26 protein-coding genes are annotated in these 26,529 nt (G+C 73.0%); 18 read left to right on the top strand and 8 right to left on the bottom strand.

The window, feature by feature from the left end; all coding sequences use genetic code 11:
- Positions 1–7: 7 nt before the first annotated feature.
- On the bottom strand, positions 8–463 hold the full coding sequence (locus ABZ128_RS26985) for an ATP-binding protein (protein WP_356851419.1): 456 nt from the start codon (positions 461–463) through the stop codon (positions 8–10).
- Between the two features lie 197 nt (positions 464–660).
- Here ABZ128_RS26985 and ABZ128_RS26980 point away from each other — a divergent pair, with 197 nt between their 5' ends.
- Positions 661–1,545, top strand: a complete 885-nt coding sequence (locus tag ABZ128_RS26980; protein WP_356851418.1) for a helix-turn-helix transcriptional regulator — start codon at positions 661–663, stop codon at positions 1,543–1,545.
- Between the two features lie 12 nt (positions 1,546–1,557).
- The gene (locus ABZ128_RS26975; RefSeq protein ID WP_356851416.1) at positions 1,558–1,779 is read left to right on the top strand and encodes a DUF397 domain-containing protein; all 222 of its coding nucleotides are present in this window, start codon (positions 1,558–1,560) and stop codon (positions 1,777–1,779) included.
- A gap of 4 nt (positions 1,780–1,783) precedes the next feature.
- Here ABZ128_RS26975 and ABZ128_RS26970 read toward each other — a convergent pair whose 3' ends face one another.
- The gene (locus ABZ128_RS26970) at positions 1,784–2,956 is read right to left on the bottom strand and encodes an 8-amino-7-oxononanoate synthase (RefSeq protein WP_356851415.1); all 1,173 of its coding nucleotides are present in this window, start codon (positions 2,954–2,956) and stop codon (positions 1,784–1,786) included.
- Between the two features lie 156 nt (positions 2,957–3,112).
- Between ABZ128_RS26970 and bioB the strand changes: the two genes are divergently transcribed.
- The 4 genes from bioB (at position 3,113) to ABZ128_RS26950 (ending at position 7,188) form a co-directional block, all read left to right on the top strand.
- Positions 3,113–4,324: a biotin synthase BioB gene (bioB, locus tag ABZ128_RS26965; RefSeq protein ID WP_356851413.1), complete on the top strand. Its 1,212-nt coding sequence runs from the start codon at positions 3,113–3,115 to the stop codon at positions 4,322–4,324.
- Positions 4,317–5,657 (top strand): adenosylmethionine--8-amino-7-oxononanoate transaminase, encoded by a 1,341-nt coding sequence (locus ABZ128_RS26960; protein ID WP_356851411.1) that lies wholly within the window; start codon positions 4,317–4,319, stop codon positions 5,655–5,657. The genes bioB and ABZ128_RS26960 overlap by 8 nt, the downstream gene beginning before the upstream one ends.
- A 1-nt stretch (position 5,658) precedes the next feature.
- A complete protein-coding gene (gene bioD / locus ABZ128_RS26955; RefSeq protein WP_356851410.1) occupies positions 5,659–6,378 on the top strand; it encodes a dethiobiotin synthase in 720 nt (239 codons plus the stop codon).
- A gap of 159 nt (positions 6,379–6,537) precedes the next feature.
- Positions 6,538–7,188 (top strand): class I SAM-dependent methyltransferase, encoded by a 651-nt coding sequence (locus ABZ128_RS26950; protein ID WP_356851408.1) that lies wholly within the window; start codon positions 6,538–6,540, stop codon positions 7,186–7,188.
- On the opposite strand, the gene ABZ128_RS26945 is transcribed toward ABZ128_RS26950, so the two are convergent.
- Positions 7,178–7,612: a GNAT family N-acetyltransferase gene (locus ABZ128_RS26945; protein WP_356851407.1), complete on the bottom strand. Its 435-nt coding sequence runs from the start codon at positions 7,610–7,612 to the stop codon at positions 7,178–7,180. The genes ABZ128_RS26950 and ABZ128_RS26945 overlap by 11 nt on opposite strands.
- A gap of 241 nt (positions 7,613–7,853) precedes the next feature.
- Here ABZ128_RS26945 and ABZ128_RS26940 point away from each other — a divergent pair, with 241 nt between their 5' ends.
- From ABZ128_RS26940 to mug, 5 genes are all read left to right on the top strand, one after another.
- A complete protein-coding gene (locus ABZ128_RS26940; protein WP_356851405.1) occupies positions 7,854–9,194 on the top strand; it encodes a hemolysin family protein in 1,341 nt (446 codons plus the stop codon).
- On the top strand, positions 9,191–10,216 hold the full coding sequence (locus ABZ128_RS26935; RefSeq protein WP_356851403.1) for a hemolysin family protein: 1,026 nt from the start codon (positions 9,191–9,193) through the stop codon (positions 10,214–10,216). Before ABZ128_RS26940 ends, ABZ128_RS26935 begins: the two co-directional genes overlap by 4 nt.
- 69 nt (positions 10,217–10,285) lie before the next feature.
- Positions 10,286–11,077, top strand: a complete 792-nt coding sequence (locus ABZ128_RS26930) for an SGNH/GDSL hydrolase family protein (protein WP_356851402.1) — start codon at positions 10,286–10,288, stop codon at positions 11,075–11,077.
- A 71-nt stretch (positions 11,078–11,148) separates the two neighbouring features.
- Entirely contained in the window at positions 11,149–12,582 is a 1,434-nt protein-coding gene (gene purB, locus ABZ128_RS26925) for an adenylosuccinate lyase (protein WP_356851401.1), read from the top strand.
- Positions 12,579–13,127 carry a G/U mismatch-specific DNA glycosylase gene (gene mug / locus ABZ128_RS26920; protein ID WP_356851486.1) on the top strand — a complete coding sequence of 183 codons (549 nt, stop codon included), beginning with the start codon at positions 12,579–12,581 and terminating at the stop codon, positions 13,125–13,127. The genes purB and mug overlap by 4 nt, the downstream gene beginning before the upstream one ends.
- A 3-nt stretch (positions 13,128–13,130) precedes the next feature.
- Here mug and ABZ128_RS26915 read toward each other — a convergent pair whose 3' ends face one another.
- From ABZ128_RS26915 to ABZ128_RS26905, 3 genes are read right to left on the bottom strand one after another with little or no spacing between them, the layout of a single operon-like run.
- The gene (locus ABZ128_RS26915) at positions 13,131–13,562 is read right to left on the bottom strand and encodes a hypothetical protein (protein WP_356851400.1); all 432 of its coding nucleotides are present in this window, start codon (positions 13,560–13,562) and stop codon (positions 13,131–13,133) included.
- Between the two features lie 40 nt (positions 13,563–13,602).
- A complete protein-coding gene (locus ABZ128_RS26910) occupies positions 13,603–14,352 on the bottom strand; it encodes an ABC transporter permease subunit (protein WP_356851398.1) in 750 nt (249 codons plus the stop codon).
- 28 nt (positions 14,353–14,380) lie between these two features.
- Complete coding sequence (locus tag ABZ128_RS26905; RefSeq protein ID WP_356851396.1) at positions 14,381–15,292, bottom strand: ATP-binding cassette domain-containing protein; 912 nt, start codon at positions 15,290–15,292, stop codon at positions 14,381–14,383.
- A 108-nt stretch (positions 15,293–15,400) separates the two neighbouring features.
- Between ABZ128_RS26905 and ABZ128_RS26900 the strand changes: the two genes are divergently transcribed.
- The 3 genes from ABZ128_RS26900 (at position 15,401) to ABZ128_RS26890 (ending at position 18,501) form a co-directional block, all read left to right on the top strand.
- Entirely contained in the window at positions 15,401–16,576 is a 1,176-nt protein-coding gene (locus ABZ128_RS26900; RefSeq protein ID WP_356851394.1) for a histidine kinase, read from the top strand.
- 4 nt (positions 16,577–16,580) lie between these two features.
- Positions 16,581–17,231, top strand: coding sequence for a response regulator transcription factor (locus ABZ128_RS26895; RefSeq protein ID WP_356851392.1), 651 nt, complete (start codon positions 16,581–16,583; stop codon positions 17,229–17,231).
- 112 nt (positions 17,232–17,343) lie between these two features.
- Positions 17,344–18,501, top strand: a complete 1,158-nt coding sequence (locus ABZ128_RS26890) for an ROK family transcriptional regulator (protein WP_356851391.1) — start codon at positions 17,344–17,346, stop codon at positions 18,499–18,501.
- Positions 18,502–18,642: 141 nt separating this feature from the next.
- Here ABZ128_RS26890 and ABZ128_RS26885 read toward each other — a convergent pair whose 3' ends face one another.
- A complete protein-coding gene (locus tag ABZ128_RS26885) occupies positions 18,643–19,401 on the bottom strand; it encodes a GntR family transcriptional regulator (RefSeq protein WP_356851389.1) in 759 nt (252 codons plus the stop codon).
- 297 nt (positions 19,402–19,698) lie between these two features.
- On the opposite strand from ABZ128_RS26885, the gene ABZ128_RS26880 reads away from it, so the two are divergent.
- From ABZ128_RS26880 to ABZ128_RS26865, 4 genes are all read left to right on the top strand, one after another.
- Positions 19,699–20,550, top strand: coding sequence for an alpha/beta fold hydrolase (locus tag ABZ128_RS26880; RefSeq protein ID WP_356851387.1), 852 nt, complete (start codon positions 19,699–19,701; stop codon positions 20,548–20,550).
- Between the two features lie 132 nt (positions 20,551–20,682).
- Positions 20,683–22,299 carry an alkaline phosphatase D family protein gene (locus tag ABZ128_RS26875; RefSeq protein WP_356851484.1) on the top strand — a complete coding sequence of 539 codons (1,617 nt, stop codon included), beginning with the start codon at positions 20,683–20,685 and terminating at the stop codon, positions 22,297–22,299.
- A 127-nt stretch (positions 22,300–22,426) separates the two neighbouring features.
- A complete protein-coding gene (locus ABZ128_RS26870; RefSeq protein ID WP_356851386.1) occupies positions 22,427–23,950 on the top strand; it encodes a GNAT family N-acetyltransferase in 1,524 nt (507 codons plus the stop codon).
- 204 nt (positions 23,951–24,154) lie between these two features.
- Positions 24,155–25,885 carry a DUF885 domain-containing protein gene (locus tag ABZ128_RS26865; protein WP_356851385.1) on the top strand — a complete coding sequence of 577 codons (1,731 nt, stop codon included), beginning with the start codon at positions 24,155–24,157 and terminating at the stop codon, positions 25,883–25,885.
- Positions 25,886–25,975: 90 nt separating this feature from the next.
- Here ABZ128_RS26865 and ABZ128_RS26860 read toward each other — a convergent pair whose 3' ends face one another.
- The gene (locus tag ABZ128_RS26860) at positions 25,976–26,491 is read right to left on the bottom strand and encodes a rhodanese-like domain-containing protein (RefSeq protein ID WP_356851384.1); all 516 of its coding nucleotides are present in this window, start codon (positions 26,489–26,491) and stop codon (positions 25,976–25,978) included.
- Between the last annotated feature and the right edge of the window lie 38 nt (positions 26,492–26,529).

Raw genomic sequence — 26,529 nt, 5'->3', positions numbered from 1 at the left:
GCCGGGCTCAACAGCCGGTGGCGCTCGGCGCCGGGGCGTCGACGCCGACCGGCCACGGCAGGGCGATCCACACCGTCTTTCCGCCGTCCTCGGTCGGACTGACGGAGAGCCGGCCGCCCGCCTCGGCGGTGAGCCAGCGGATGATGACCATGCCCCGGCCGTTGTCCTGCTGCACGGCGGCCGGCAGCCGCCTGGGCCAGCGGGGGTGGCTGTCGGTCACGCCGACGCGCAGCCATTCCCCGCGCTCCAGCCGGACGTCCACGGTGAAGGTCGGGGACTGGCCGAAGGTGTGCTGCACGGCGTTGGTGGCGAGCTCGGAGACGATCAGCCGGACGCTGTCGGCGGTTTCGGCCTCGTCGGGCAGCCCCCATTCGCCCAGTACGTCCGCGACGTAGCGGCGGGCGGCGGCGACCGAGGCGGGATCGCTCGGCAGAGTGACGGATGCTTCCTGGTGATCTGCCATGGAGACGGTCCCTTTCCCACCGCGGCGAAACCGCCCCGGATCTGTGCTGGACGCCAGAGTGCCACCCATCGTCCCGTCCAGGCTGCCGTTACCCCAAGATATGCATATATCTGTCGCTCAATGCGGTGAACTCTGCTACGGAAGAGCGTATTTGGGCGGCAGACTGGTGCGGTCTGTGCCGGTGGAAGGAGGCGGGTATGCAGCACGGTCCCGCGGTGCGTCGGCGCAAGCTCGGCGAGGAACTGCGCGCCCTGCGCGACCGTACCGGACTCACCAGTGGTGAGGCGGCCCGGATCGTCGGGTGGCACCAGTCGAAAATCAGCCGCATCGAAACGGGGCGCAGTGGCGTCAAACCGGAGGACATCCGGCTGCTCCTCGACGTGTACGCGGAGGTGGTGAGCCCCGAGCAGCGGGCGCTGCTGGAAGCCCTGTCGGCCTCGGCCGCCGGTCCCGGGCCGGGCGGCGAGGCCGGGCGCGGACGCCAGTGGTGGCACGACTACCGTGGCCTGCTGCCCCAGGAGTACCGGGACTTCATCAGCCTGGAGGCGGGTGCCCGCTCCGCGCGCACGGTGGAACTCTCCGTGGTCCCGGGCCTGTTGCAGACCGCCGAGTACGCGCGGGCGGTGACCCGGGCCGCCCTGGGCGGGCTGCCGGAGCCGAAGGTGGACGCGCTGGTCGACGTACGGATGGCGCGGCAGTCGGTGCTGCGGGCCGATCCCCCGCTGGAGCTGAGCGCCGTCCTGGACGAGGCGGTGCTGCGCCGGCAGATCGGCGGGCCGGGGGTGATGGCGGCGCAGCTGCGGCATCTGGTGCAGGTGGGGCGGCTGCCCCAAGTGCGGCTCCAGGTGCTGCCGTTCAGCGTGGGGGGTCATCTCGGCCTGACCGGACCGTTCGTTATTTTCTCATTTCCGAACATCGCCGATCTGGATGTGGTGGTACTCGACCATTTGACGAGTAGCCTCTATCTGGAGCGGAAGGAAGACCTTGAGGCGTACAGCGCCGCGTTCCGCACCATCCAGGCGCACGCCCTCCCGCCCCAGGACTCGTCGGATCTCATCAGCGCACTCGCTGACGACGCGTAAGGAGGCACTCCCGTGTCCGCAACCCCCCTCTCCACGAGCGGACTTCTGATCAGCGCGCGGTGGCGGCGAAGCAGCCGCAGTACCGGAATGAACAACTGCGTGGAAGCGGCCGTCCTCGGCGGCGGCCTGCTGGCCGTCCGCGACTCCAAGCGGGCGGACGGCCCGGCCGTGCTCTTCACCGGGCCGGCCTGGGACGGCTTCCTCGCATCCTTACGGGCGGACGTGCCCGCCTGATGCCCTAGAGGTCCACGGCTGCGGCCGGGGCGGTCGCGAGGATCGTCTCGACGGCCCGGCTGATCTCGTCCCCCGTGAGATCGGCCCGAGCGGTCAGCCGCAGCCGGGAGATGCCGTCCGGCACCGACGGCGGACGGAAGCATCCCACGGACAGACCTGCCTCGCGGCAGTCGGCGGCCCAGCGCAGTGCCGCCGAAGCCGACGGGGCCCGTACCGACACCACGGCCGCGTCCGGCCTGGCCGCGGTCAGGCCGGACGCGGTGAGCCGCCCGTAGAGCCGGCCGGCCACCTCGCGGGCCCGTCCGGCCCGCTCCGGTTCGCGCGCGAGCAGGCGCAGGCTCGCCAGCGCCGCGCCCGCCGCGGCCGGGGCCAGCCCGGTGTCGAAGATGAAGGTCCGGGCCGTGTTGACCAGGTGGCGGATCACCTTGGCCGGACCGAGGACGGCTCCGCCCTGGCTGCCCAGGGACTTCGAGAGCGTCAGCGTGGCGACCACTCCGGGCGCGCCCGCGAGCCCGGCCGCGTGCAGGGCGCCCCGCCCGCCCTCGCCGAGGACGCCGAGCCCGTGGGCGTCGTCGACGACCAGGGCCGCGCCCTCGTCCCGGCAGGCCGCCGCATAGGCGGCGAGCGGGGCGGCGTCCCCGTCCACGGAGAAGACCGAGTCGCTGACCAGCAGCGCCCGGCCGTCGTACGTGCCGAGCGTCTTGCGTGCGGCCTCCGGATCGGCGTGCGGGATCACGGCTGTCCCGGCCCGGGACAGCCGGCAGCCGTCGACGATCGAGGCGTGGTTCCCGGCGTCGGAGACCACGAGCGTGCCCCGGTCGCTGAGCGCGGTGACGGCGGCGAGGTTCGCCGCGTACCCGGACGACAGCACGAGCGCGGCCTCGAAACCGCAGAAGGCGGCGAGCTCGCGCTCAAGCTCCGCATGAAGCTCGGTCGTACCCGTGACCAGACGCGATCCGGTGGCCCCGGCGCCCCAGCGCTCCGCCGCGTCCCGGGCTCCGCGGACGGTCTCGGGGTGCCGGGAGAGCCCGAGGTAGTCGTTGCTCGCCAGGTCCAGGAGCGGTGAGGAAGCCGGGCGCGGACGCAGGGTCCGGACCAGTCCGGCCTGCTCACGGGCCCGCTCCGCGTCGTCGATCCAGGCGAAGACGTCGGCGGGTTCGGGGTGGGGCTGGGGCATCGGCGGGTCCTCGCGTTTTGTCGGCTGTCCACAGACCTGCCTGACCCTAGTGGGCGGGACTTGAGTGTCAGATGTGGCGATCCACACACTCCGTTCCGGCCATGTTGTGCGATCTCTCCTTGGCCGGGAGTGGTCGTGTGGTCCAGGATCGGCGTCATGGACCTGCTGAACACCCTGGTGGACAAGGGGCTGCGGCGCGAGCTGCCGACCCGCGAAGAGGCGCTCGCCGTTCTGGCGACCTCTGACGATGAACTGCTCGACGTGGTGGCCGCGGCCGGCAAGGTGCGCCGCCAGTGGTTCGGGCGTCGGGTCAAGTTGAACTACCTGGTCAACCTGAAGTCCGGGCTGTGCCCGGAGGACTGCTCCTACTGTTCCCAGCGGCTGGGCTCGAAGGCCGAGATCCTCAAGTACACGTGGCTCAAGCCGGAGGAGGCCTCCCAGGCCGCCGCGGCCGGGGTCGCGGGCGGCGCCAAGCGCGTGTGCCTGGTGGCGAGCGGGCGCGGCCCGACGGACCGGGACGTGGAACGGGTCGGCAAGACCATCGAGGCGATCAAGGAGCAGAACGAGGGCGTCGAGGTCTGCGCGTGCCTCGGCCTGCTCTCCGACGGCCAGGCCGAGCGCCTGAAGGACGCGGGCGCCGACGCCTACAACCACAACCTCAACACGTCCGAGGCGACGTACGGTCAGATCACCAAGACCCACACCTACGCCGACCGCGTCGACACCGTCCAGAAGGCGCACGCCGCCGGCCTGTCCGCCTGCTCCGGCCTCATCGCGGGCATGGGCGAGAGCGACGAGGACCTGGTCGACGTCGTCTACTCGCTGCGCGAGCTGGACTCGGACTCGGTGCCGGTCAACTTCCTGATCCCCTTCGAGGGCACCCCGCTGGCCAAGGAGTGGAACCTCACCCCCCAGCGCTGCCTGCGGATCCTCGCGATGGTCCGGTTCGTCTGCCCCGACGTGGAGGTCCGGATCGCCGGCGGCCGCGAGGTGCACCTGCGCTCGATGCAGCCGCTCGCGCTGCACGTGGCCAACTCCATCTTCCTCGGCGACTACCTCACCAGTGAGGGCCAGGCGGGCCAGGCCGACCTCGACATGATCGCGGACGCCGGTTTCGAGGTGGAGGGCGCCGGTACGACGACCCTGCCCGCGCACCGCTCCGACGTGGCCGCCCCGGCCCACGGGCCGTGCGGCTCCTCGGCGGCGGAAGCCGGCTGCGGCTCGGCCTGCGGCGGCTGCTCGGGCCACGACCACGAGCCCGCGGCCGCCCCGGCGGCGCAGGGTCAGGCCCCGGCGGGCGAGGTCCGCCCCGACCTGGTGGCCGTACGCCGCCGCGGCGCGGGAACGGATCTCGCACCCAATGCCTGACCCGCACCACTCCTTCTCGCCCGGGCCGCACCACCCCCCGCTGCCGGCCGCCGAACTGCTCGCGCTGGACCGGCAGCACGTCTGGCACCCGTACGGGCCGATGCCTGGGCGGCAGGAGCCGCTGGTCGTCTCCTCCGCCTCGGGCGTCCGGCTCCGGCTCGCGGAGCCTTCGCAGGGTCAGGACGAGCTGGTCGACGGCATGTCGTCCTGGTGGTCGGCGATCCACGGCTACAACCACCCGGCCTTGAACGAGGCGGCGACCGACCAGCTCGGGCGCATGTCACACGTGATGTTCGGCGGGCTCACCCATGAGCCCGCCGTCCGGCTGGCCGCGAAGCTGGTCGAGATCACCCCGCCCGGCCTGGAGCACGTCTTCCTCGCCGACTCGGGTTCGGTCTCGGTCGAGGTCGCCGTCAAGATGTGCCTGCAGTACTGGCGCTCCATCGGCCGCCCGGCCAAGACCCGCCTGATGACCTGGCGCGGCGGGTACCACGGGGACACCTGGCAGCCGATGGCCGTGTGCGACCCCCAGGGCGGTATGCACGAGCTGTGGTCGGGCGTCCTGCCCCGCCAGCTGTTCGCCGACGCGCCGCCGAGCGGCTTCGATGCGCCGGTGGACCCGGCGTACGTCGCCCACCTGCGCTCCCTGCTGGCCTCGCACGCCGACGAGGTGGCCGCGGTCATCGTGGAACCGGTGGTCCAGGGCGCGGGCGGCATGCGCTTCCACAACCCCGGGTACCTGCGCGTCCTGCGCGAGCTGTGCGACGAGTTCGACGTGCTGCTCGTCCTGGACGAGATCGCGACCGGCTTCGGACGCACCGGCGCGCTGTTCGCGGCGGACCACGCGGGGATCACCCCGGACGTGATGTGCCTGGGCAAGTCCCTGACGGGCGGCTACCTCACCCTGGCGGCCACCCTCTGCACGGAGCGGGTGGCGAACGGCATCTCCCGGGGAGAGGTCCCGGTCCTGGCCCACGGGCCGACCTTCATGGGCAACCCGCTGGCCACGGCCGTGGCGCTGGCCTCGATCGACCTGCTGCTCGGCCAGGACTGGCCGCGCGAGATCAAGCGCATCGAGGCGGGCCTGCTGGAGGGCCTGGCCCCGGCCCGGGAGCTGCCCGGTGTCCGGGACGTCCGGGTCCTGGGTGCGATCGGCGTGGTCCAGCTGACGCACGAGGTCGACATGGCCGCGGCCACCCGGGCGGCGGTCCGGGAGGGCGTCTGGCTGCGCCCCTTCCGGGACCTGATCTACACGATGCCGCCGTTCGTCACGGGTGACGCCGACGTGGCCCGGATCTGCCGTGCGGTGTGCGCGGCGGCGGAGGAGGGCTGACATGGCCGTACTGATGGTCTCGGGCACCGGCACGGAGATCGGCAAGACGGTGGTCACCTCGGCCGTCGCCGCGGCCGCGGTGGCCGCGGGCCGGTCGGTGGCGGTGCTCAAACCCGCCCAGACGGGTGTGGGCCCGACGGAACCGGGCGACGCGGCCGAAGCGGTCCGTCTGGCGGGTCCTTCGGTGACCGCCCTGGAACTCGCCCGCTACCCGGAGCCGTTGGCCCCGGACACGGCGGCCCGCCGCTCCGGCCTGCCCACGGTGTCCCCGGCCGCCGTCGCCGAGGCGGCGGACCGGCTCGCCGCCACGCACGACCTGGTCCTGGTGGAGGGCGCCGGGGGCCTCCTGGTCCGCTTCGACGAGGAGGGCCACACCCTGGCGGACGCGGCCCGGCTCCTGGACGCCCCGGTCCTGGTGGTCGCCCCGGCGGCCCTCGGAACCCTCAACTCCACCACCCTGACCACCGAGGCCCTGCGCGCCCGCGGCCTGGAACCGCTGGGCGTGGTGATCGGCAGCTGGCCGGCGGAGCCGGACCTGGCCTGCCGCTGCAACCTGGCGGACCTCCCGTCCAGCGCGGGAGTCCCGCTCCTGGGTGCGGTCCCGGAGTCCTCTGGCGGCCTGGCGCCGGCTGCCTTCCGCACGGCGGCCCCGGGCTGGCTGGCCCCGCCCCTGTCGGGCACGTGGTCGGCGTCCGCCTTCCAGACCGCCTGGCGGCCCTGACCCGTTCGGCTCCGGAGGGGCCGCTCCCGGCCCCTCCGGAGCCGACCCGCGGAAACCGGCCCGCGGAAACCGGCCCGGGGGTGGCACCGGCTCGCGGCTTCCGGGGATGCACGTGCTCCGCGCGGGGAGACTCAACGTAGTCGTCCCCCGGGAGCCCTCATGCCGCCGCGCACCCAACACCCCGTCTTCGCCCGCCTCTACGCCCGAGCGAGCTCCGCAGCCGAACGGCACGCCACCCTCCCCGCCCTCCGCGAGGAGCTTCTCCACGGAGTGACCGGCCGCGTCATCGAGATCGGCGCGGGCAACGGCCTCAGCTTCGCCCACTACCCGCGCGCGGTCTCCGAGGTGGTCGCGGTCGAACCGGAGCCCCTGCTGCGCCGGCTCGCGGCCGACGCCGCCCTGCACACCGAGGTCCCCGTCGACATCGTGCCCGGCTCCGCCGAGGCCCTCCCCGTCAAGAGCGAGGCCTTCGACACCGCCGTGGCCTCGCTGGTGCTCTGCTCCGTACGGGACCTGCGCCGCTCCCTCTCGGAGCTCCACCGGGTGCTCCGGCCCGACGCCGAGCTGCGTTTCTTCGAGCACGGCCGCGCCCCGACCCGTGGGATGGCCGCGGTCCAGCGCGCACTGGACCGGACCGTGTGGCCCCACCTCTTCGGCGGGTGCCACACCGCGCGCGAGCCGCTCGCCGCGATCGAGGCGGCCGGATTCCGAATCGTCTCCTGCCGCAGCTTCCGGCTGCCGGCCCGCGGACCGGCCTTCCCCACCTCGTACTGCGTCATCGGCTCGGCCCGCCGCCCCTTCAGGCCCTGAACGCCTCCAGCGGCTTGACCCACCGCGTCCAGTGGTCCTCGGGGTGGTAGCCGCCCGCGCTCCACGCTCCGTGGGCCCGTTCGTTCCGGTCGAGCACCATCGCGTCCGCGCGGCGGCCGCCCAGCGCCGCGAACCGCTCCTCAGCGGCGGCGAGCAGCGCCGTGCCGATGCCGCGGCGCCGGTGGTCCGGGTGCACGGCGAGCCGGTAGAGGTGGCAGCGCCATCCGTCGAACCCGGCGATCACGGTGCCGACCAGTTCTCCGTCGCGCCGGGCGAGCAGGAGGGCCTCGGGGTCGCGGGCGTACAACCGCTCGACCCCGGGGAGGTCGTCGCTGATACTCGTCCCCTCGGCCGAGGTCTTCCAGAAGTCCAGCACGGCGGTGAGGTCGGCGGCCGACGCAGGCCCGATGTGGAGATCGCTCATGTCCGGATCCCACCATCGGCGGGCGCTGCGCCAAAAGAATGATCCGCTCTCTTTGCCCGTCCTTTACCCTGAGAGGAAGCGGCTTCCCGGATCCCTTCCCGGGCCGAGCCGAGACCTCCGACGAAAGGTGTGAGCCTCCGCCCATGGGCGAGCCTCCCGGTACCCCCGACCACCGATCCGGCATCCGACACCGCGCGGCAGCCCGCCGCCGGTCAGATCATGGGACGGAGGTGACCGGACGATGACCGAAGTGCTCCTGCTCGCCGTGGCGCTGCTGCTGTGCCTTGCCTGCGGCGCCTTCGTGGCGGCCGAGTTCTCGCTGACCACCGTCGAGCGCAGCGAGCTGGAGAGAGCCGTCGAGCGCGGTGAGCGCGGGGCCGAGAGCGCCCTGGCCGCCGTCCGCAGCCTGACGTTCCAGCTGTCCGGGGCCCAGCTCGGCATCACCGTGACCGGCCTGGTCATCGGAATGATCTCCAAGCCCTCGATCGCGGCCCTGCTCCAGGGCCCGTTCGAGGCCATGGGCCTGTCGGCGGCCGCCGCCTCCTCCACCGCCCTGATCCTGGGCACGGTGCTGTCGACCGTGGTCCTGATGGTCGTCGGCGAGCTGGTGCCCAAGAACTGGGCGATCTCCTCCCCGCTCGCCGTCGCCAAGCGGGTGGCGACGATGCAGCGGGTCTTCAGCCGGGCCTTCAAGCCGTTCATCAGCCATCTGAACACCACCGCGAACCACATGGTCCGCCGGTTCGGCATGGAGCCGGCCGAGGAGCTGGCCTCCGCCCGCACCCCGCAGGAGCTGGTGGCCCTGGCCCGCCACTCCGCGAAGGCGGGCGCACTGGAGAAGGACACCGCCGAGCTGTTCGTGCGGACCCTGAACCTGGCCGACCTGACCGCGGAGAACGTGATGACCCCGCGCGTCCAGGTCACCGCGCTGGACGTACAGACCACCGCCGAGGACGTGGCGAACGCGACCCTCGCGACCGGACTGTCGCGCTTCCCCGTCTACCGCGGCACTCTCGACGAGGTCGTCGGCACCGTCCACATCAAGGACGTCCTCGCCCTGCCCGCCGAGGAGCGGCGCCTCCACCCGGTCTCCCGGCTGCTGCGCCCGCCGCTCCTCGTGCCGGAGTCCCTGACCGTGGACCGGCTGCTGGACCGGTTGTCCGGCAGGCAGACGATGGCCGTGGTCATCGACGAGTACGGGGGCACGGCCGGCGTGGCCACCCTGGAGGACATCGTGGAGGAGGTCGTCGGCGAGGTGCGCGACGAGCACGACCCGCACGAGACCCCGGACCTGGCCCCGGCCGGTACCGACGCGGCCGGCCGGACGCTCTACTCCGCCGACGGCGCCGCCCGCACCGATCAGCTGCGGCAGATCGGGCTGCGCGTGCCGGACGGACCGTACGAGACCCTCGCCGGGCTGATGGCGACCGAGCTGGGCCGGATCCCGGCCGTCGGCGACAGCCTGGAGCTGGACGGCTGGCAGCTGGACGTGGTGGACGCCACCGGGCGCAGGGCCGCCCGGGTACTGCTCCACATGCCGGCCGAGCCCCCGCACCCCGTGGACGAGGAGGGGGCCCGATGACGGTCCTGCAACTGCTGATCGGCCTGGCGACCCTGGTCGTCAACGCCTTCTTCGTCGGCGCCGAATTCGCCTTGATCTCGGTCCGGCGCAGCCAGATCGAGCCCTACGCCGAGCACGGCGACCGGCGGGCGCGCTCCGTGCTGTGGGGACTGGAGCACGTGTCGGCGCTGATGGCGGCCGCGCAGCTGGGCATCACCCTGTGCACCCTGGTGCTCGGCGTCGTGGCGGAACCGGCCATCGCGCATCTGCTCACCCCGCTGTTCGACCTCGTCGGCGTGCCCTCCGGGGTCACGCACGCGATTTCCTTCGTGGTGGCGCTGGCGCTCGCGACGTACCTGCACATGCTGTTCGGCGAGATGCTGCCGAAGAACGTGGCCCTGTCCGAGCCGGTGCGCACCGCGCTGCTGCTGGGACCGCCGCTGGTGGCCCTGGCCCGGGCGCTGCGCCCGGTGATCTTCGCGGTCAACGCCTTCGCCAACACCCTGCTGCGGCTGCTGCGGGTCGAGGCGAAGGGGGAGGTGTCGGCGACCTTCTCGGACGACGAGCTGGCCCGCATCGTGAAGGACTCCAGCGAAGCGGGGCTCATCGACGGCCGGGCGAGCGAGCGGCTGCACGACGCCCTGGAGCTGGGGCGGCGGCCGGTCAAGGACGTGGTGCTGCCCTCGGTACGGGTCGTCGTGGCGCGGGAGGGAATCACGCCGGCCGGACTGGAGCGCCTGTCGGCGGAGTCCGGCTACTCCCGCTTCCCCGTGATCGACGGGCAGCACCGGATCCTCGGGTACCTGCACATCAAGGACGCCCTGGACGCGAACGGGCCGGAGCGCGACCAGGCGTTCCCGGTGTCCGCGCTGCGCCAGATCGCCCAGGTGCGGGCGGAGACCCCGCTGGACGACGTGCTGACCGCGATGCGGCGCAGCCGGACGCACCTGGCGGCCGTCCTCGGGCCGGCCGGTGTGATGACGGGCCTGGTGACGATGGAGGACGTGCTGCGCGAGCTGTTCGGCAGGCCCGCCTCGGCCTGAGCCTCCTCGCCGGGTACTCCGGCCCCGGTCTGCCGGGGCCGGAGTACCACGCGGTAACATCGCTCCCCCATGGACATGAATGCCTCCTACACCAGTTTCGTCGCGGTCGGCGACTCCTTCACCGAGGGCATGTCCGACCTGCTGCCCGACGGCTCCTACCGGGGCTGGGCCGATCTGCTGGCCGCCCGCCTGGCCGCGCGCGAGCCGGGTTTTCGCTACGCGAACCTCGCCGTCCGCGGCAAGCTGATCGGCCAGATCGCCGAGGAGCAGGCCCCACTGGCGGCGGAGATGCGGGCCGATGTGGTCACTCTGGTGGGCGGGCTGAACGACGCCCTGCGGCCGAAGGTCGACATGGGACGGGTCCGCGGGCACCTGGAGAAGGCCGTCAGCCTGCTCGCCCCCTCCTGCGGGACGCTCGTGCTGATGCGGTCGCCGGGACGCAACGGGCCGGTGATGGAACGTTTCCGGCCGCGCATGGAAGAACTCTTCGCCGTGGTCGAGGAGCTCGCCGCGCGGCACGGGGCGCGGGTGGTGGACCTGTACGGTGCCGAGGTACTCGGCGATCCCCGCCTCTGGGACGTCGACCGGCTGCACCTGACGGCCGAGGGTCACCGGCGGGTGGCGGAGGCGGTCTGGCAGACGCTGGGCCTGCCGGCCGGGGAGGACTGGCGGGCCCCGCTTGCGCCCGCGGTCGCGCCCGGCTGGGCGGTGCGCCGCTCCCAGGACCTGAGTTTCGCGCGGCAGCACCTGCTGCCCTGGGTCGGCCGCCGGCTGACCGGCCGCTCCTCGGGGGACGGCCGTCCGGCCAAGCGCCCGGAGCTGCTGCCGTACGAGGCGACCGCGGGCGAGCCGCTCTCGTAGCAAGGCACAATCGGAGCCGGGGCCGCTACCTGCGTAAACACACAGCGGCGGCCCAAGTAGAATCCCTACACGTGACAGCCAAGCCCCGCATCCCCAATGTCCTGGCCGGCCGCTACGCCTCTGCGGAGCTCGCCGTCCTGTGGTCCCCCGAGTACAAGGTGACGCTGGAGCGGCGGCTGTGGCTCGCCGTCCTGCGCGCCCAGAAGGACCTCGGCATCGAGGTCCCGGACGACGCCCTCGCCGACTACGAGCGCGTCCTGGAGACGGTCGACCTCGCCTCCATCGCCGAGCGCGAGAAGGTCACCCGGCACGACGTGAAGGCCCGCATCGAGGAATTCAACGCCCTCGCCGGCCACGAGCACGTCCACAAGGGCATGACCTCGCGCGACCTCACCGAGAACGTCGAGCAGCTGCAGATCCGGCTCTCGCTGGAGCTGGCCCGCGACCGCACCGTCGCCGTCCTCGCCCGTCTGGGCAAGCTGGCCGGCGAGCACGCCGAGCTGGTCATGGCCGGCCGCTCCCACAACGTCGCCGCGCAGGCGACCACCCTGGGCAAGCGCTTCGCCACCGCGGCCGACGAGCTGCTGGTCGCCTACGACCGCCTGGAGGACCTGCTCGGCCGCTACCCGCTGCGCGGCATCAAGGGCCCGGTCGGCACCGCCCAGGACATGCTCGACCTGCTGGGCGGCGACGCCTCGAAGCTCGCCGAGCTGGAGCAGCGCATCGCCGCCCACCTCGGCTTCGCCCAGGCCTTCACCTCGGTCGGCCAGGTCTACCCGCGCTCCCTCGACTACGACGTGGTCACCGCCCTGGTGCAGCTGGCCGCCGCCCCGTCCTCGATCGCGAAGACCATCCGCCTGATGGCCGGCCACGAGCTGGTCACCGAGGGCTTCAAGCCCGGCCAGGTCGGCTCCTCCGCGATGCCGCACAAGATGAACACCCGCTCCTGCGAGCGTGTGAACGGCCTGATGGTCATCCTGCGCGGCTACGCCTCGATGACCGGCGAACTGGCCGGCGACCAGTGGAACGAGGGCGACGTGTCCTGCTCCGTGGTCCGCCGGGTGGCCCTGCCGGACGCCTTCTTCGCCTTCGACGGCCTGCTGGAGACCTTCCTGACGGTCCTCGACGAATTCGGCGCCTTCCCGGCGGTCGTGACCCGCGAGCTGGACCGTTACCTCCCCTTCCTCGCCACCACCAAGGTGCTGATGGGTGCGGTGCGTGCGGGTGTCGGCCGCGAGGCCGCCCACGAGGTCATCAAGGAGCACGCCGTGGCCTCGGCTCTCGCCATGCGCGAGCTGGGTGTCGAGCGCAACGAGCTCCTGGACAAGCTGGCCGCCGACGAGCGGATGCCCCTGGACCGGGGTCAGCTCGACGCCCTGATGGCCGACAAGCTGTCCTTCACGGGCGCGGCGGGTGACCAGGTCACCGCGGTGGTCGCCCGTATCGAGGCCATCGCCAAGCAGCACCCGGAGGCCGCCGGGTACACGCCGGGGTCGATCCTCTGACCCCCGAGGAGCTTGCCGCCGCCCGTGATCGCGTCGTCCCGGATGTGGTCGCGGGCGGTCTGCGCGTGCTGTTCTGCGGGATCAACCCGGGTCTCCTCTCCGCCGCGACGGGCCACCATTTCGCCCGCCCCGGCAACCGCTTCTGGCCCGTCCTGCACCTCTCCGGTTTCACCCCGCGCCGCCTCGCCCCCGCGGAACAGGAAGAACTGCTCACCTACCGGCTCGGCATCACCAACGTCGTCGCCCGTGCCACGGCCCGCGCCGATGAGCTGAGCCCGGAGGAGTTCCGCGAGGGCGGCCGCATCCTGACGGCCAAGGTGGAACTCCTGCGCCCCCAGTGGCTGGCCGTGGTCGGGGTCACCGCCTACCGCACCGCCTTCGGCGAACGCCGGGCGCAGATCGGCCCCCAGGAGCGCACGATCGGCTCCACCCGCATCTGGGCCCTGCCCAACCCCAGTGGGCTCAACGCCCACTGGACCGCGGAGACCATGGCCCAGGAGTACGCCCGCCTCCGCGCCGCGGCGGAGTCGTCCCCCGAGCCGTAGGGCCTACGGCGGGTCGATCACCGTGACCGCGGCCATCAGCTGCGGCGAGTGGTCGGCCCCCCAGCGGGCCTCGTAGACCGCGATCCAGCGGTCACCGACCCGCCACAGGTGCAGGTGCTCGCTGGTGTCCGCGATCTCCTGCCAGGGCTGTACCACCTCCTGTTGCACCCTCAGCCTCAGAGAGGCGAGGCTGAACCGGTGGGGTTCTCCCCAGCGCTCCTCCAGCCGGTGGGTGAGCGCGTCGTACTCGGCGGACACCTGCTCCTCGTGGACCACCCGGTCGGCGGGGTCCTCGTCCCCGTACCACCGGCTCCCGCCCAGCTCGGCGAGGTGGTAGCCGGGCCCGCTGACACCCACGTCGGACCTGCCCCGGACATCGGGGAACTCTCGCGTCCGGAGCCGGTCGATCGTGTCGAGATGCTCTGCCGTGGTCATGGCGTCAGTATCCCGGCCACCACTGACAACTGGCCGTGCGTCACACGTTGCGCCGCCGCACCGCCACCCAGCCGCCGAGCAGGGCGGCCGCCGTCCACAGCGCCAGTACCCCGAGGCCGCTCCAGGGGCCGAGGTCGCCCACCGTTTCCGCGCGCATCACCACCTGCCCCGCACGGTCCGGCAGGTACTGGGCCACGCCGCCCGCCGTCGCACCGACGACGAAGGACACCATCAGCACGAACGGTATGAGCAGGCTCAACACGGCCGCAGCGCTGCGCAGGACGGCCGTCAGCCCGGCGGCGAAGAGGGCCATGAGCGTCAGGTACACACCGCTCCCGAAGACGGCACGGTAGGTGCCCGCGCTGCCGAGTTCGAGGGCGTACGGGCCCATGAACGCCTGGCCCCCGACGAACGTTGCAAGTCCGGTGACCTGGCCCACCAGGAAGGCGAGTCCGCCGACCACGGCCATCTTCGAGAGGTAGAAGCGGGTGCGATGCGGCACCGCGGTCAACGACGTGCACAGCGCGCCGTTGTGGAACTCCGAGGACAGCGCGGTCGCGCCGAAGGCGAAGGCTGCGATCTGGCCGAAGTTGATGCCGTAGTAGGACGCGAGGAGAGGGTCGTCCCCCATGCTGCCGGCCTCGGCCTGGCCTATCGCCGCGGCCGTCAGGGCCTGGATTCCGGCAGTGGCGACGAAGATCGCCAAGAGTGCGCCGAAGGTGCCGCGCAGGGACCGTATCTTGATCCATTCGGAGTGCAGGACGGGGACGGTGGGCAGAGCGGCGCTCATGGCGAAGCCTCCTTGAGGGGGGTGAGAGTCAGGGGGTTGCGGCGAACTGGGCGTGGTCGGCGGTGAGATCGAGATAGGCCTGCTCCAGGGAGGCGCGCTCGTCGGCGAGTTCCAGCACGGGGATGCCTTCCCGGGCGGCCATGCCGCCGAGCTGCTCAGCCCGTATGCCGTCCACGGTCCACCTCCCGCCGTCGGTGGTGACCATCTCGAAGCCGTCCCGTGCGAGGGCCGCCCGGAGCCGGACGGGGTCCGAGGTGCGCAGCCTCACCCGCGGAGTGCTGCGGGCGTGGATGAACTCCTCCATCGAGGTGTCGGCCAGCAGCTTCCCTCGCCCCAGCACGACCAGGTGGTCGGCGAACGCCGCGGTCTCGGACATCAGGTGGCTGGAGACCAGGACCGTGCGCCCTTCCGCGGCCAGTGCGCGCATCAGCTCGCGGATCCAGATGATGCCCTCGGGGTCGAGCCCGTTGGTCGGCTCGTCCAGCAGCAGCACCGCGGGGTCCCCCAGCAGGGCTGCCGCTATGCCGAGGCGCTGGCGCATCCCGAGGGAGAAGGTCTTGATCCGCTTCTTGGCGGCCGAGGCGATCCCGGCCCGCTCCAGGACCTCCTCCACCCGCCGCACCGGTATGCGGTTCGCGGCCGCGAGGAAGCGGAGGTGGTCCAGCGCGGTCCGGCCGCCGTGAGCCGACTGGGCGTCCAGGAGCGCGCCGACCCGGTGGAGCGGGTCGGAGAAGTCCGTGAACCGCTGCCCGCCGATGGTCGCGGTACCGGAGGTGATCCGGTCCAGGCCCAGCAGCAGGCGCATCGTGGTCGACTTCCCCGCCCCGTTGGGGCCGAGGAATCCGGTGACCCGCCCGGGCAGTACATCGAAGGTGAGGCGGTCGACGGCCCTGACACGGCCGTATTCCTTGGTCAGTTCTCGGATCTCGATGCTGTTCATGCCTCAAGGCTCGCCGCCGGCCCCACCCCCCTTCCTCCCCCATGCGAGGGTGCCGTCTCCCCCACACGGGGGAGACGCCGGTCAGGCCCGCGCTGACACGATGAGGGCATGTACCGACTGCTCCGTGCCCCGCTCCAACCGGTGACGTACTCGCGCTGGGTACACCTGTGCGTGCCCATCCTGATGCTGGCCGTCTGGATGTTCATAGAGCCCGAGGCTCCGTGGTTTCCCCTGCTGATCGTCATACCTCTGGGACTGATGCCCTGGATGCGCCTGGCCGAGGGGCTGCAGGCACGGTTCCTGCTCACGCCGCACGACCGGGACTCCGCGGACAGCGGTATCAGCGCGGCCAAGTCCGCGCGCTGGAGCGACCGGTGGCGGACCCTCCTGTGGCTGGAGATGCGGCTCGTCGTCTCGCTCGTGGTGACGCTCGCGACGGTCTGGCTGCCGATGTTCACCGTAGATCTGGTCGGGGCGTCCTTCGGCAAGACGCTCGTCACGGACGTTCGGCTGCCCTTCACCCCGTCGCCCTGGGCGGCCGCTCTGCTGGCGCCGGTGCCGTTGGTCCTGCTGATCGTCACCGTCGTTCTGCTCGGCGAGCTGATGACCTTGATTGCCCGCCGGCTGCTGGGGCCTTCGGCGGCCGAGCGGCTCACCGCTCTGGAGGCGCGGACCGAGCAGTTGCTTGAGCGGACCCGTATTGCGCGCGAGCTCCACGACTCCATCGGGCACGCCCTGACGGTGGCGGTGGTGCAGGCGGGTGCCGCGCGGGCGGCGGCCGATCCCGCGTTCACCGACCGGGCCCTGGCGGCGATCGAGGAGACCGGACGGGCCGCTCTGGAGGATCTGGAGCGGGTCCTGCTGGTGCTGCGCGAGTCCGCACAGCCGCCTTCGCAGCGGCCGACGCTCGCGGAGGCCGACCGCCTGCTGGAGTCGGCGCGGGCCTCCGGGGCGACGGTCGACGCCGAGTTGACGGGGCCGCTGGAGCAGTTGCCCGGCCCGGTCACCCGGGAGGGTTACCGGATCCTGCAGGAGGCGCTCACGAACGTGCTGCGCCACTGCGGCCCGGTTCCGGTCCGAGTGCGGGTGGAGATGGCGGTCGGCAGGCTGGACCTGGAGGTGACGAACCCGCTGCCGAAACAGCCCGTCCTGGTGACCGGCACCGGCAGCGGACTGCGGGGGATGCGCGAGCGCGCCGCGCTGCTCGGCGGGGAGGCCGACACCGGCCCGTTCGAGGGCAGTTGGAGGGTGCGCGCGCGGCTTCCGCTGGAGCGAATACGCTGACCGGATGCCGGTTACCGTACTGCTCGTCGATGACGAACCCCTGGTGCGCGCGGGTCTGCGTGCCGTTCTGGATGCCCAGCCCGACATCGAGGTGGTGGGTGAGGCCGCCGACGGCGCGTCCGTGGTCCCGCTGGTGCGGCAACTGCGGCCGGACGTGGTGGCCATGGACGTGCGGATGCCGCTGCTCGACGGGATCGAGGCGACCCGGGCGGTCCTGCGGACGGTGGACTGCCCGCCGAAGATCCTCGTGGTGACGACCTTCGAGAACGACGAGTACGTCTACCAGGCACTGCGGGCCGGGGCGGACGGGTTCCTGCTGAAGCGGGCCCGGCCGTCGGAGATCGTCCACGCGGTACGGCTGGTGGCGGAGGGCGAGACCCTGCTGTTCCCGGCGGCGGTGCGGGCCCTCGCCGCCGAGTACGGAAACCGGCAGGCACGGGCGGTGCTGGAGCGGGCCGCGCTGACCGAGCGGGAGGAGGCGGTGCTGCGGCTGATGGCGAAGGGGCTGACGAATGTGGAGATCGCCCGCGAGCTGATCGTCGGGACGGAGACGGTCAAGTCCCACGTGAGTGCGATCCTGGGCAAGCTCGGGGCGCGCGACCGGACGCAGGCGGTCATCACGGCGTACGAGTCGGGCTTCGTCGCGCCGGCCTGAGGGGAGCGAGAGGAGAGCGAGCGGTTCCGGCCGATGGGGGGCTGGTTATCGCCGCCGCACCGGGTGGGCAGTACGATCCGGCAGACAGGCTCGCCATCTGGGAGGACACACGTTGGGGCAGCTGACCGGCGGGGATCCCTCTCTGCTCCGGCGGATCAATTCGGCCGTGGTGCTGCGCGCACTGCGGGCGGCGGATGCGCCGACCCTCACCGACCTGACCCGGGTGACCGGGCTGTCCCGGCCGACCGTGGAGGGCGTGGTCGAGGGACTGATCGGGACCGGGCTCGTCGTCGAGGCCGCTGTGGAGGAAGGCACGCGCCGGCAGGGGCGGCCGGCCAGGCGCTACCGGTTCCGGGCCGAGGCCGGGCACCTGCTGGGGATCGAGATCGGCTCGCGCCGGGTGGCGGTCCTGCTGTCCGGCCTGGACGGCCGGGTGATCGGCGCCGGCACCAAGGACGTGTCCGAGACCGCCTCGGCCGACGAACGGCTGGAGCGGGTTCGGGCGGCGGTGGCCGACCTGCTGCGGAGGGCCGGGGTTCCGCGGGATTCGCTGCGCGCCGTCGGGGTCGCGAGTCCCGGGATCGTGGAGGCGGACGGCACCGTGCGCCTCGGCACCGCCCTGCCCGGGTGGACGGGTCTGCCGCTCGGCGAGCGGCTGCGGCGTTCGTTCCGTTGTCCGGTGCAGGTGGAGAACGACGCCAATGCGGCGGCGGTCGCCGAGCACTGGAAGGGCGCCGCGCAGGACACCGACGACGTGGTGTTCGTGATGGCGGGTCTCAGTCCCGGCGCCGGCTCGCTCATCGGGGGCCGGCTGCACCGCGGCTTCGGCGGAGCCGCCGGTGAGATCGGTGCGCTGCACCTGCTCGGCCGCGAGGTCACGCCCGAGAGGCTGCTGTCGACCACCGGGGAACCCCTGCACCCGCTCGACGAGCAGGCGGTGGCGGAGGTCTTCGCGATGGCCAGGCGGGGCGACGAGCGGGCGGTGGCCGCGGTGCAGCGGTTCATCCAGCGGCTGGTGCACGACGTGGCGGCGCTGGTCCTGGCGATGGATCCGGAGCTGGTCGTGGTGGGCGGCTGGGCCGCCGGCCTCGACGGTGTCCTGGACCCCCTGCGCCGGGAGCTGGAGCGCTACTGCCTGCGTCCGCCGCGGGTGGCGCAGTCGCTGCTCGGCGAGGCGGCGGTGGCCACCGGGGCGCTCCGGCTGGCGATGGACCATGTGGAAGAGGAGCTCTTCGCGGTGGAGAAGACGGTCACGGCCCGCCGCCGCTGACCCTGCGCCCGGCTCCCGGGTCTGCGAGGCCTGCGGCCGGGGCGAGGCCCCGGCCGTGCCCGGCACCGTCGGCGCCTCGCACGGCGGGAGGCCGCCCGCGTCGGGAACGTACGCGGGGCGGCCTTCACTGCACGGGCGCGGTCAGGAGGCAGCGCGGTGGGCGGGGGTGACTTCCACTTCGCCGGTGTCGCCGAAGGTCAGCCGGCAGGTGTCCGCACGGTACGTCGCGACGGACACGGCCGCCGTGCCCGCAGCGGTGAAGTAGCGGGTGGTGACCACGAGCACCGGGGCACCGGGGAGCCGGTCCAGGTCCTTGGCGTCGTCGGCGCGGGCCGAGCCGAGCTCCACCGAGCGGTCCTGCCCCTCCAGGACGAGCCGCTGCAGTTCGCGCAGGACGGCGCGGGCGCGGGCCGGGCCGGCCGGGGCGTCGATGGCGGAGAGCCCGGGGATCGAGGCGGCGGGCACGTACAGCAGCTCGGCGGCAACGGCCTGGCCGTGGCTGAACCGGGTCCGGCGCACCGCGTGCACCGGCTGGTCGGCGGACGTGCCGAGGAGAGCAAGGACGGCGGCGGACGGCAGGGTTTGGGCGGCGTCCACGGACTCCCACCCGTCGATGCCCTCCCCGGCCCAGCCGTGCTGTGCGCCCCCGACCGCGACGCCGACGCGCGGCGGGGCGACGGTGGTGCCGACCCCGCGGCGGCGCTGCAGCCGGCCTTCGAGTTCCAGCTGCTCCAGGGCCTGCCGGAGGGTCGCGCGGGCGACGCCGAAGCGGGCGGCGAGCTCCCGCTCGTTGGGCAGGACCTCCCCCACGGCGAAGTCCTGGTCGAGCGCCTCGCTGAGGACGGTCTTCAGGTGCCAGTACTTCGGCTCCGGCACCGTTTCGAGCTGCGTGGTCCCCACCCTGACTCCTCCTGCCATCGCTGCAATCGCCGTGTTCCAGCGGCAGTTCCGCGCCTTTGTTTATTAAAGGTTCCTGCACTATCCCTGCCGACCATAGGACGGCACCCACCCTTGGTCAAGACCAATGCTCACCCCTTTACCGGGCAGATCGGGCATACGTATCAAGCCGTTCACGCGATGTTCGTGCCCGCCCCGACACGCCCGCGAGGCTTGTAGTCGGGGGCTACCGGGCGGTAATCATGGTCCTGGGCAGTGCTGACGGCCTGTCTCATACGCGTCCACCCGACGAGGAGCAGCATGACCGCCACGGTCTCCTTCACGATCGATTCGCCGCTGGGCCCCCGCACCGCATCCGTCGCCTACGAGCGCAAGGGAGACGGCGAACCCCTGCTCCTCCTGCACGGCATCGGCCACCACCTCCAGGCCTGGCACCCCGTGACCGACATCCTGGCCGCCGAGTACGAGGTCATCGCCGTCGACCTGCCCGGCTTCGGTGTCTCGGAGCCGCTGCCCGAGGGGGTTCCGTACGACCTGGGCACCGTCGTCCCGGCCCTGGGTGCGCTCTGCTCGGCCCTCGGCGTCGAGCGCCCGCACGTGGTCGGCAACTCCCTGGGCGGGCTGCTCGCCCTGGAGATGGGCCGCAGCAACCTCGTCCGCTCGGTCACCGCGCTGTCACCGGCCGGCTTCTGGACGGAGGCCGAGCGGCGCTACGCCTTCGCCACCCTGCGGGCCATGCGCCTCGGCGCCCTGACGCTGCCCCGCCCCACCCTGGAGCGGCTCGCCCGCAGCGCCACCGGCCGCGCCGCGCTCACCGGCACCATCTACGCCCGGCCCGCGCGCCGTTCGCCCGAGGCCGTGGTCGCCGAGACCCTCGCCCTGCGCGAGGCGCCCGGCTTCGAGCAGACGCTGGCCGCGGGCCGTTCCGTGCGGTTCACCGCGGACGTACCGGGACTGCCGGTGACCATCGCCTGGGGTGCCCGGGACCGGCTCCTCCTGCCGCGCCAGGGCGTGCGCGCCAAGCACACCCTGCCGGGCGCCCGGCTGGTCCGGCTCCCCGGATGCGGACACGTCCCGATGAACGACGACCCCGCACTGGTCTCGCGGGTGGTCATGGACACCGTACGGGCCACAACCCAAGCGAGGAACTGAGCCGCTGACGATCGTTCATCCACTGACGATCGTTCATCCACGGTTCGCGCGCCCGACGCGGGCGGGCCGGTGTGCGGCGGCACACTGGTCCGACCCGTCCCCGCCGGCCCTGGAGACGCCCCGATGGCACCGATGCCCCGCACCCGACGTTCCCTGCTCGGCGGTTCCCTCGCCGTTCCGGTGAGCCTCGCCCTGTCCAGCGCGACCACCCCACCCGCGTTCGCCGCGCCCCTGGGATCCGCGTCCGGGCCCACCGCGCCGTCCGCCGCCGCGGCGTTCGTCCGCTCCGGCCGCCCCGGTGCTCCCTGGGGCGTCCAGTCCGGGGAGATCACCCCCCACTCGGCCACCGTGTGGACCCGGTCCGACCGGCCGGCACGGATGTACGTCGAGACCTCGCCGAGCGAGTCGTTCCGCTACGGTGTCCGGCGCCACCGGGGCCCGTTCCTCGGCCCGGCCTCCGACTTCACCGGCACCACCACCCTGCGCGACCTGCCGCCCGGGCAGCAGGTCCACTACCGGATCGTCCTCACCGACCCCGACGATCCGCGCCGCGCCGGCGAGCCTGTGCGCGGGACCTTCCGCACCACGCCCGCCTCCCGCCGCCACGACGTGCGCTTCGTCTGGTCGGGCGACCTGGCGGGCCAGGGCTGGGGCATCAACCCGGATCTCGGCGGCTACCGGGTCTTCGAGGAAATGCGGCTGCGGGACCCCGACTTCTTCCTCTTCAGCGGGGACACGATCTACGCGGACGGCCCGATCCAGGCGTCCGTACCCCTGCGTGACGGCAGCATCTGGCGCAACATCACCACGGAGGAGAAGGCGAAGGTCGCCGAGACCCTCGCCGAGTTCCGCGGGAACTTCCGCTACAACCTGCTGGATCGCAACCTCCGCGACTTCAACGCCCAGGTGCCGGTCCTCGCCCAGTGGGACGACCACGAGGTGCGCAACAACTGGTACCCCGGCCAGCTCATCGAGGATCCCCGCTACACCGTCAAGGACGTCGACACCCTCGCGGCCCGCGCCCGCCAGGCCTTCGGCGAGTACTTCCCCGTCACCGACCTGCGCGGTGGCCGCGCCGAAGGCCGGATGTACCGCGTGATGCGGTACGGCCCGCTGCTCGACGTCTTCGTGCTCGACATGCGCACCCACCGCAACGCCAACTCCCCGGGCCGCCAGAGCGAGGACCCCGTCGGCATCCTCGGCGGCGAACAGCTGGGGTGGCTCAAGCGCGAGCTGTCGCGCTCCCGCGCCACCTGGAAGGTCATCGCCTCCGACATGCCGCTGGGCATCGTCGTCCCCGACGGCGCCGCCAACTTCGAGGCCGTGGCCCAGGGGGACCCGGGAGCCCCGCTCGGCCGCGAGCTCCAGATCGCCGAACTCCTGCGCCACGTCAAGCACCAGCGCATCACCGGCACCCTCTGGCTCACCACCGACGTGCACTACACGGCCGCGAACCACTACGCCCCCGAGCGGGCGGCGTTCACCGACTTCGCGCCGTTCTGGGAGTTCGTCTCCGGCCCCGTCGGCGCCGGCGGTTTCCCGGCCGGAAAGCTCGACGCGACCTTCGGCCCGCAGACCGCGTACGTCCAGTCGGCGCCGCTCGCCAACATGTCGCCGTCCGAGAACCCCCCGTACTACGGCGAGGTCGAGATCGACGGCGGGAGCGGGGAGCTCACCGTGCGCTTGCGGCGCCAGGGAGGCGGCGTACTCTTTTCCACGACGCTCCAGCCGGGACGCGTGGGCCAGTAGCCCCCGCGCTCAGGCTAGGCCCGGGGAAAGGGCAGGAAAACAGGGCGAAATCGGCCAGATGGATACTTAACCCATCGGTCACAGACCGTTCGTGATCACGCAACACCCCTGCGCCACAGTGGCATGCATGACTGAACGTACTGCTGCCCCTGCCCAGCGTTCCCACCGCCACCACTGGCGCCGCGATCTCGTCGAACTCGCGGCCCTGTTCTGCGCCGTCGCGGTCGCCGACGGCATCGCCAACCTCGTCGCGCACGGTCCGAGCGGCCCCGCCCTGCTGGTCGCCTCGGCCGTCGCGCTCCTGGTCACCGCCGCGTTCCACACCTGGTGGGCACGCCGCCACAGCCATGCGCCGCCGCCCAGGGCCACAGGGCCCTCCGGTCCGGGCGCGGCCCCGGCTCCGGCCGCGGAATCCGCAGCCGCCGCGACCGGGCCGGCGGCGGCCGCGGAGGTGAGCCCGTCGACGACCGCCCCCACCACCATCCTGTGGCGGATGCGGACGACCGTACGGGACGAGCCCGGCAGCCTGGCCGCGCTCTGCACCGCGCTCGCCCGCAACGGCGTGGACATCCTGACCCTCCAGACCCACCCGCTCCCGGAAGGCGGAACGGTGGACGAGTTCCTGCTGCGCTCCCCCCAGCAGCTGCCCTCCGCCGACCTCGGCCGCGCCATCGCCGACGCGGGCGGCCACAGCACCTGGATCGAGCGGGCCGACGCCCACGACCTGGTCGACACCCCCACCCGGGTGCTGGGCCTGGCCACCCGCACGGCCCTGGACGCCGCCGAACTGCCGCTCGCCCTGCGCCAGCTGCTCGGCCGCTGCACCATCCAGTCGATCCCGGCGACCACCCTCTCCGGCCGCCCGAACGCGGGCGCCGACGCCCCGGTCGAGGGTGTCCTGGAGGCTACGGTGATGCGGCTGCGCGACCCCTCGGGCGGTGCGATCACCGTCGAGCGCCCTTACCTGCCCTTCACGCCCACGGAGTTCGCCCGCGCCCGCGCCCTGGTCGAGCTCGACGCCCGGCTCGGCCCGCGCGTCCCGCGCAGCCAGGACGTGCTGACCCTGCCCGAGGGCAACGAGGTCACCGTGCGCCGCGCCGACGGCTCCGACCTCGCCGCCGCCCGCGCGATGCACGACCGCTGCTCCGAGCGCACCCTGGGCCTGCGCTACCACGGCCCGGTGGCCGACGCCGACCGCTACCTCGGCCATCTGCTGAGCCCCCGCTTCGGCCGCACGCTCGCCGCCACCACCGCGTCCGGCAAGCTGGTCGCGCTCGGACACCTGCTGTGGGACGGGGACGAGACCGAGGTCGCGCTGCTGATCGAGGACGACTGGCAGCGGCGTGGAATCGGCTCCGAACTGCTGCGCCGCCTGCTCGCGATGGCCGTCGAGGCCGGCTGCGACAGCGTGTACGCCGTCACGCGGGCCGCCAACACCGGCATGGTCGCCGCCATGCGCGGCCTCGGCCTGCCCCTCGACTACCAGATCGAGGAGGGCACCCTGGTGATCACGGCCCGGCTGGACGCCGCCACGGCCGGCCCGCGGCTCGCGCAGGAGCAGCGGGAGCACCGGGAGCCGTGGGAGCAGCGGGAGCAGCACGGCCGGCACGACCACCACGTGCAGCCCGAGCAGCAGCACCACCGGCGCTGAGCGCCGCCCCCGGGGACGGACCGGCCCGCCCGCTGCGCCCCCGGGGACGGCGACGGCGCCCGTCGAGCCGTGGTGTGAAGTGGCCCACGTCCGACGGCGCTTGCCGGTGCGGCAGCAGGCCGGGGTGCGCGCTCCCCCTCGCCGTCAGCAGGCTGACCCGGAACGGTGATGACGCGGGGCGGTCCCCCGTACGAAGATGGCCGCATGTCAGAGACCCTTCGCAGCGACAGTGCGTCCCGGCTGCCCCGTCAGGTCGCCGACGCATACGTCGACGACCTCATCGCCATCGACCCGATCGCGGGCACCTACCTCGGTGTCGCCGCGTGCTCCGGCCGGCTCCCGGACTTCTCCCCCGCCGGCCGCGCGGCCGTCGCCGACCTGGCCCGCTCCACCCTCGCCCGCCTCGCCGCCGCGGAGCAGCTGCCCGGAGCGGACAGTGACGCCGAGCGCCGTTGCGCCCGCCTGCTGCGCGAGCGTCTGAACGCCGAACTCGCGGTGTACGAAGCGGACGAGGACCTGCGCGCGGTCAGCAACATCCACTCCCCCGCACACTCCGTCCGCGACGTGTTCACCATCACCCCGGCCGAGACGGACGAGGACTGGGCGGCCGTCGCCGAGCGGATGCGCGCGGTCCCGGCCGCCCTGGCCGGCTACCGCGAGAGCCTCCAACTCGGCCTGGACCGCGGTCTGTACGGCGGCCCGCGCGCCACCGCCACCTTCATCGACCAGCTCGGGACCTGGGCGGGCGAGGACACGGAGGGCACCGAGGGCACGCGGGCCCCGGCCACGGGCGGCTTCTTCGGCGAATTCGCGGCCCGCGGGCCGAAGGCGCTGCGCTCCGAGCTGGACGAGGCGGCCGCCGGAGCCACCGCGGCCCTCGTCGGGCTCCGCGACTGGATGCGCTCGGTGTACGCCCCGGCCGTCGCCGGAGCCCCCGACCCGGTGGGCCGCGAGCGCTACGCCCGCTGGTCGCGGTACTTCAACGGCACGGACCTGGACCTGGACGAGGCGTACGCGTACGGCTGGTCCGAGTACCACCGGCTGCTGTCCGAGATGAAGGCCGAGGCTGCCAGGATCCTGCCGGGGGCGGGCCCCTGGGAGGCGCTGAAGCACCTGGACGAGCACGGCACCCACATCGAGGGCGTCGACGAGGTGCGGGCCTGGCTCCAGGGCCTCATGGACGAGGCCATCGAGAACCTCGACGGCACCCACTTCGAGCTCGCCGAACGGGTGAAGCGGGTGGAATCGATGATCGCCCCGCCCGGCGGCGCGGCGGCCCCGTACTACACCAACCCCTCGGAGGACTTCTCCCGGCCGGGGCGCACCTGGCTGCCGACGATGGGCCAGACCCGGTTCCCCGTGTACGACCTGGTCAGCACCTGGTACCACGAGGGCGTTCCGGGCCACCACCTGCAGCTGGCCCAGTGGACGCACGTCGCCGACCAGCTCTCCCGCTACCAGGCGAGCATCGGCCTGGTGAGCGCCAACGTGGAGGGGTGGGCGCTGTACGCGGAGCGCCTGATGGACGAGCTCGGCTACCTCAAGGACGCGGAGCAGCGCCTGGGTTACCTCGACTGCCAGATGATGCGGGCCGCGCGGGTCATCGTGGACCTCGGCATGCACCTGGAGCTGGAGATCCCGGCGGACTCCCCGTTCCATCCGGGCGAGCGGTGGACGGTCGAGCTGGCGCAGGAGTTCTTCGCGCTGCACAGCGGCAGGCCCGCGGACTTCATCGAGAGCGAGGTGACCCGGTACCTGTCGATGCCGGGCCAGGCCATCGGCTACAAGCTGGGTGAGCGGGCCTGGCTGCTGGGCCGGGACAACGCCCGCGCCGCGCACGGGGAGTCCTTCGACCTGAAGGCCTGGCACATGGCTGCCCTGTCGCAGGGTTCGCTGGGCCTGGACGACCTGGTGGACGAGCTGTCGAAGCTCTGACGGCATTGCGTACGGGCCGCCCGTCTCCCCGGGGGAGCGGGCGGCCCGTACGGCTGTCGCGGGCGGACGGGCCCGGCCGGGTGCGGCGCTTCAGCAGCCGCAGTCCTCGGAGTCGGTCGGCGCCGTCAGCGGGTCGGCCTCCGTGCGCTGCTGCCGGCCCTGCCAGGTCTCGACCTCGAAGCCCTCGCGGATCCAGTACTCGATCCCGCCGAGCATCTCCTTGACCTGGAAGCCGAGCCGGGCGAGGGCGAGGGCGGAGCGGGCGCCGCCGTTGCAGCCGGGGCCCCAGCAGTACGTGACCACGGGGATGCTCTTGTCGAGGAGCTGCTCGGCCTGCTCGGGGATGAGCGCGGTGGGCAGGTGGACGGCACCGGGGACGTGGGCCTGGTCCCAGGCGGGGGTGGAGCGGGAGTCGACGAGCTGGAAGCCGAGCTCCGCGCCCTGCTCGCGGTGGGCCTTGAAGGCGGCGGCGACATCGGACACGTCCGCGTGGAAGGCGAGGCTCGCGGCGAAGTACGCGGCCGCCGCGTCCGGGGCGGCCGGCGGCACCCGGAGTACGGGGTTGTCGGCGGGAGCGGGGGCGGTGGTGTGCTGTGTCGTCGTCATGGCTCAGAATCTACGAGCGAATGATCACCGGTGGAAGT

This window comes from Streptomyces sp. NPDC006326 (assembly GCF_040612915.1).
Lineage (GTDB): Bacteria > Actinomycetota > Actinomycetes > Streptomycetales > Streptomycetaceae > Streptomyces.
The sequence above is the reverse complement of the archived record's forward strand: the minus strand, read 5'-3'. Positions and strand labels throughout refer to the sequence as shown.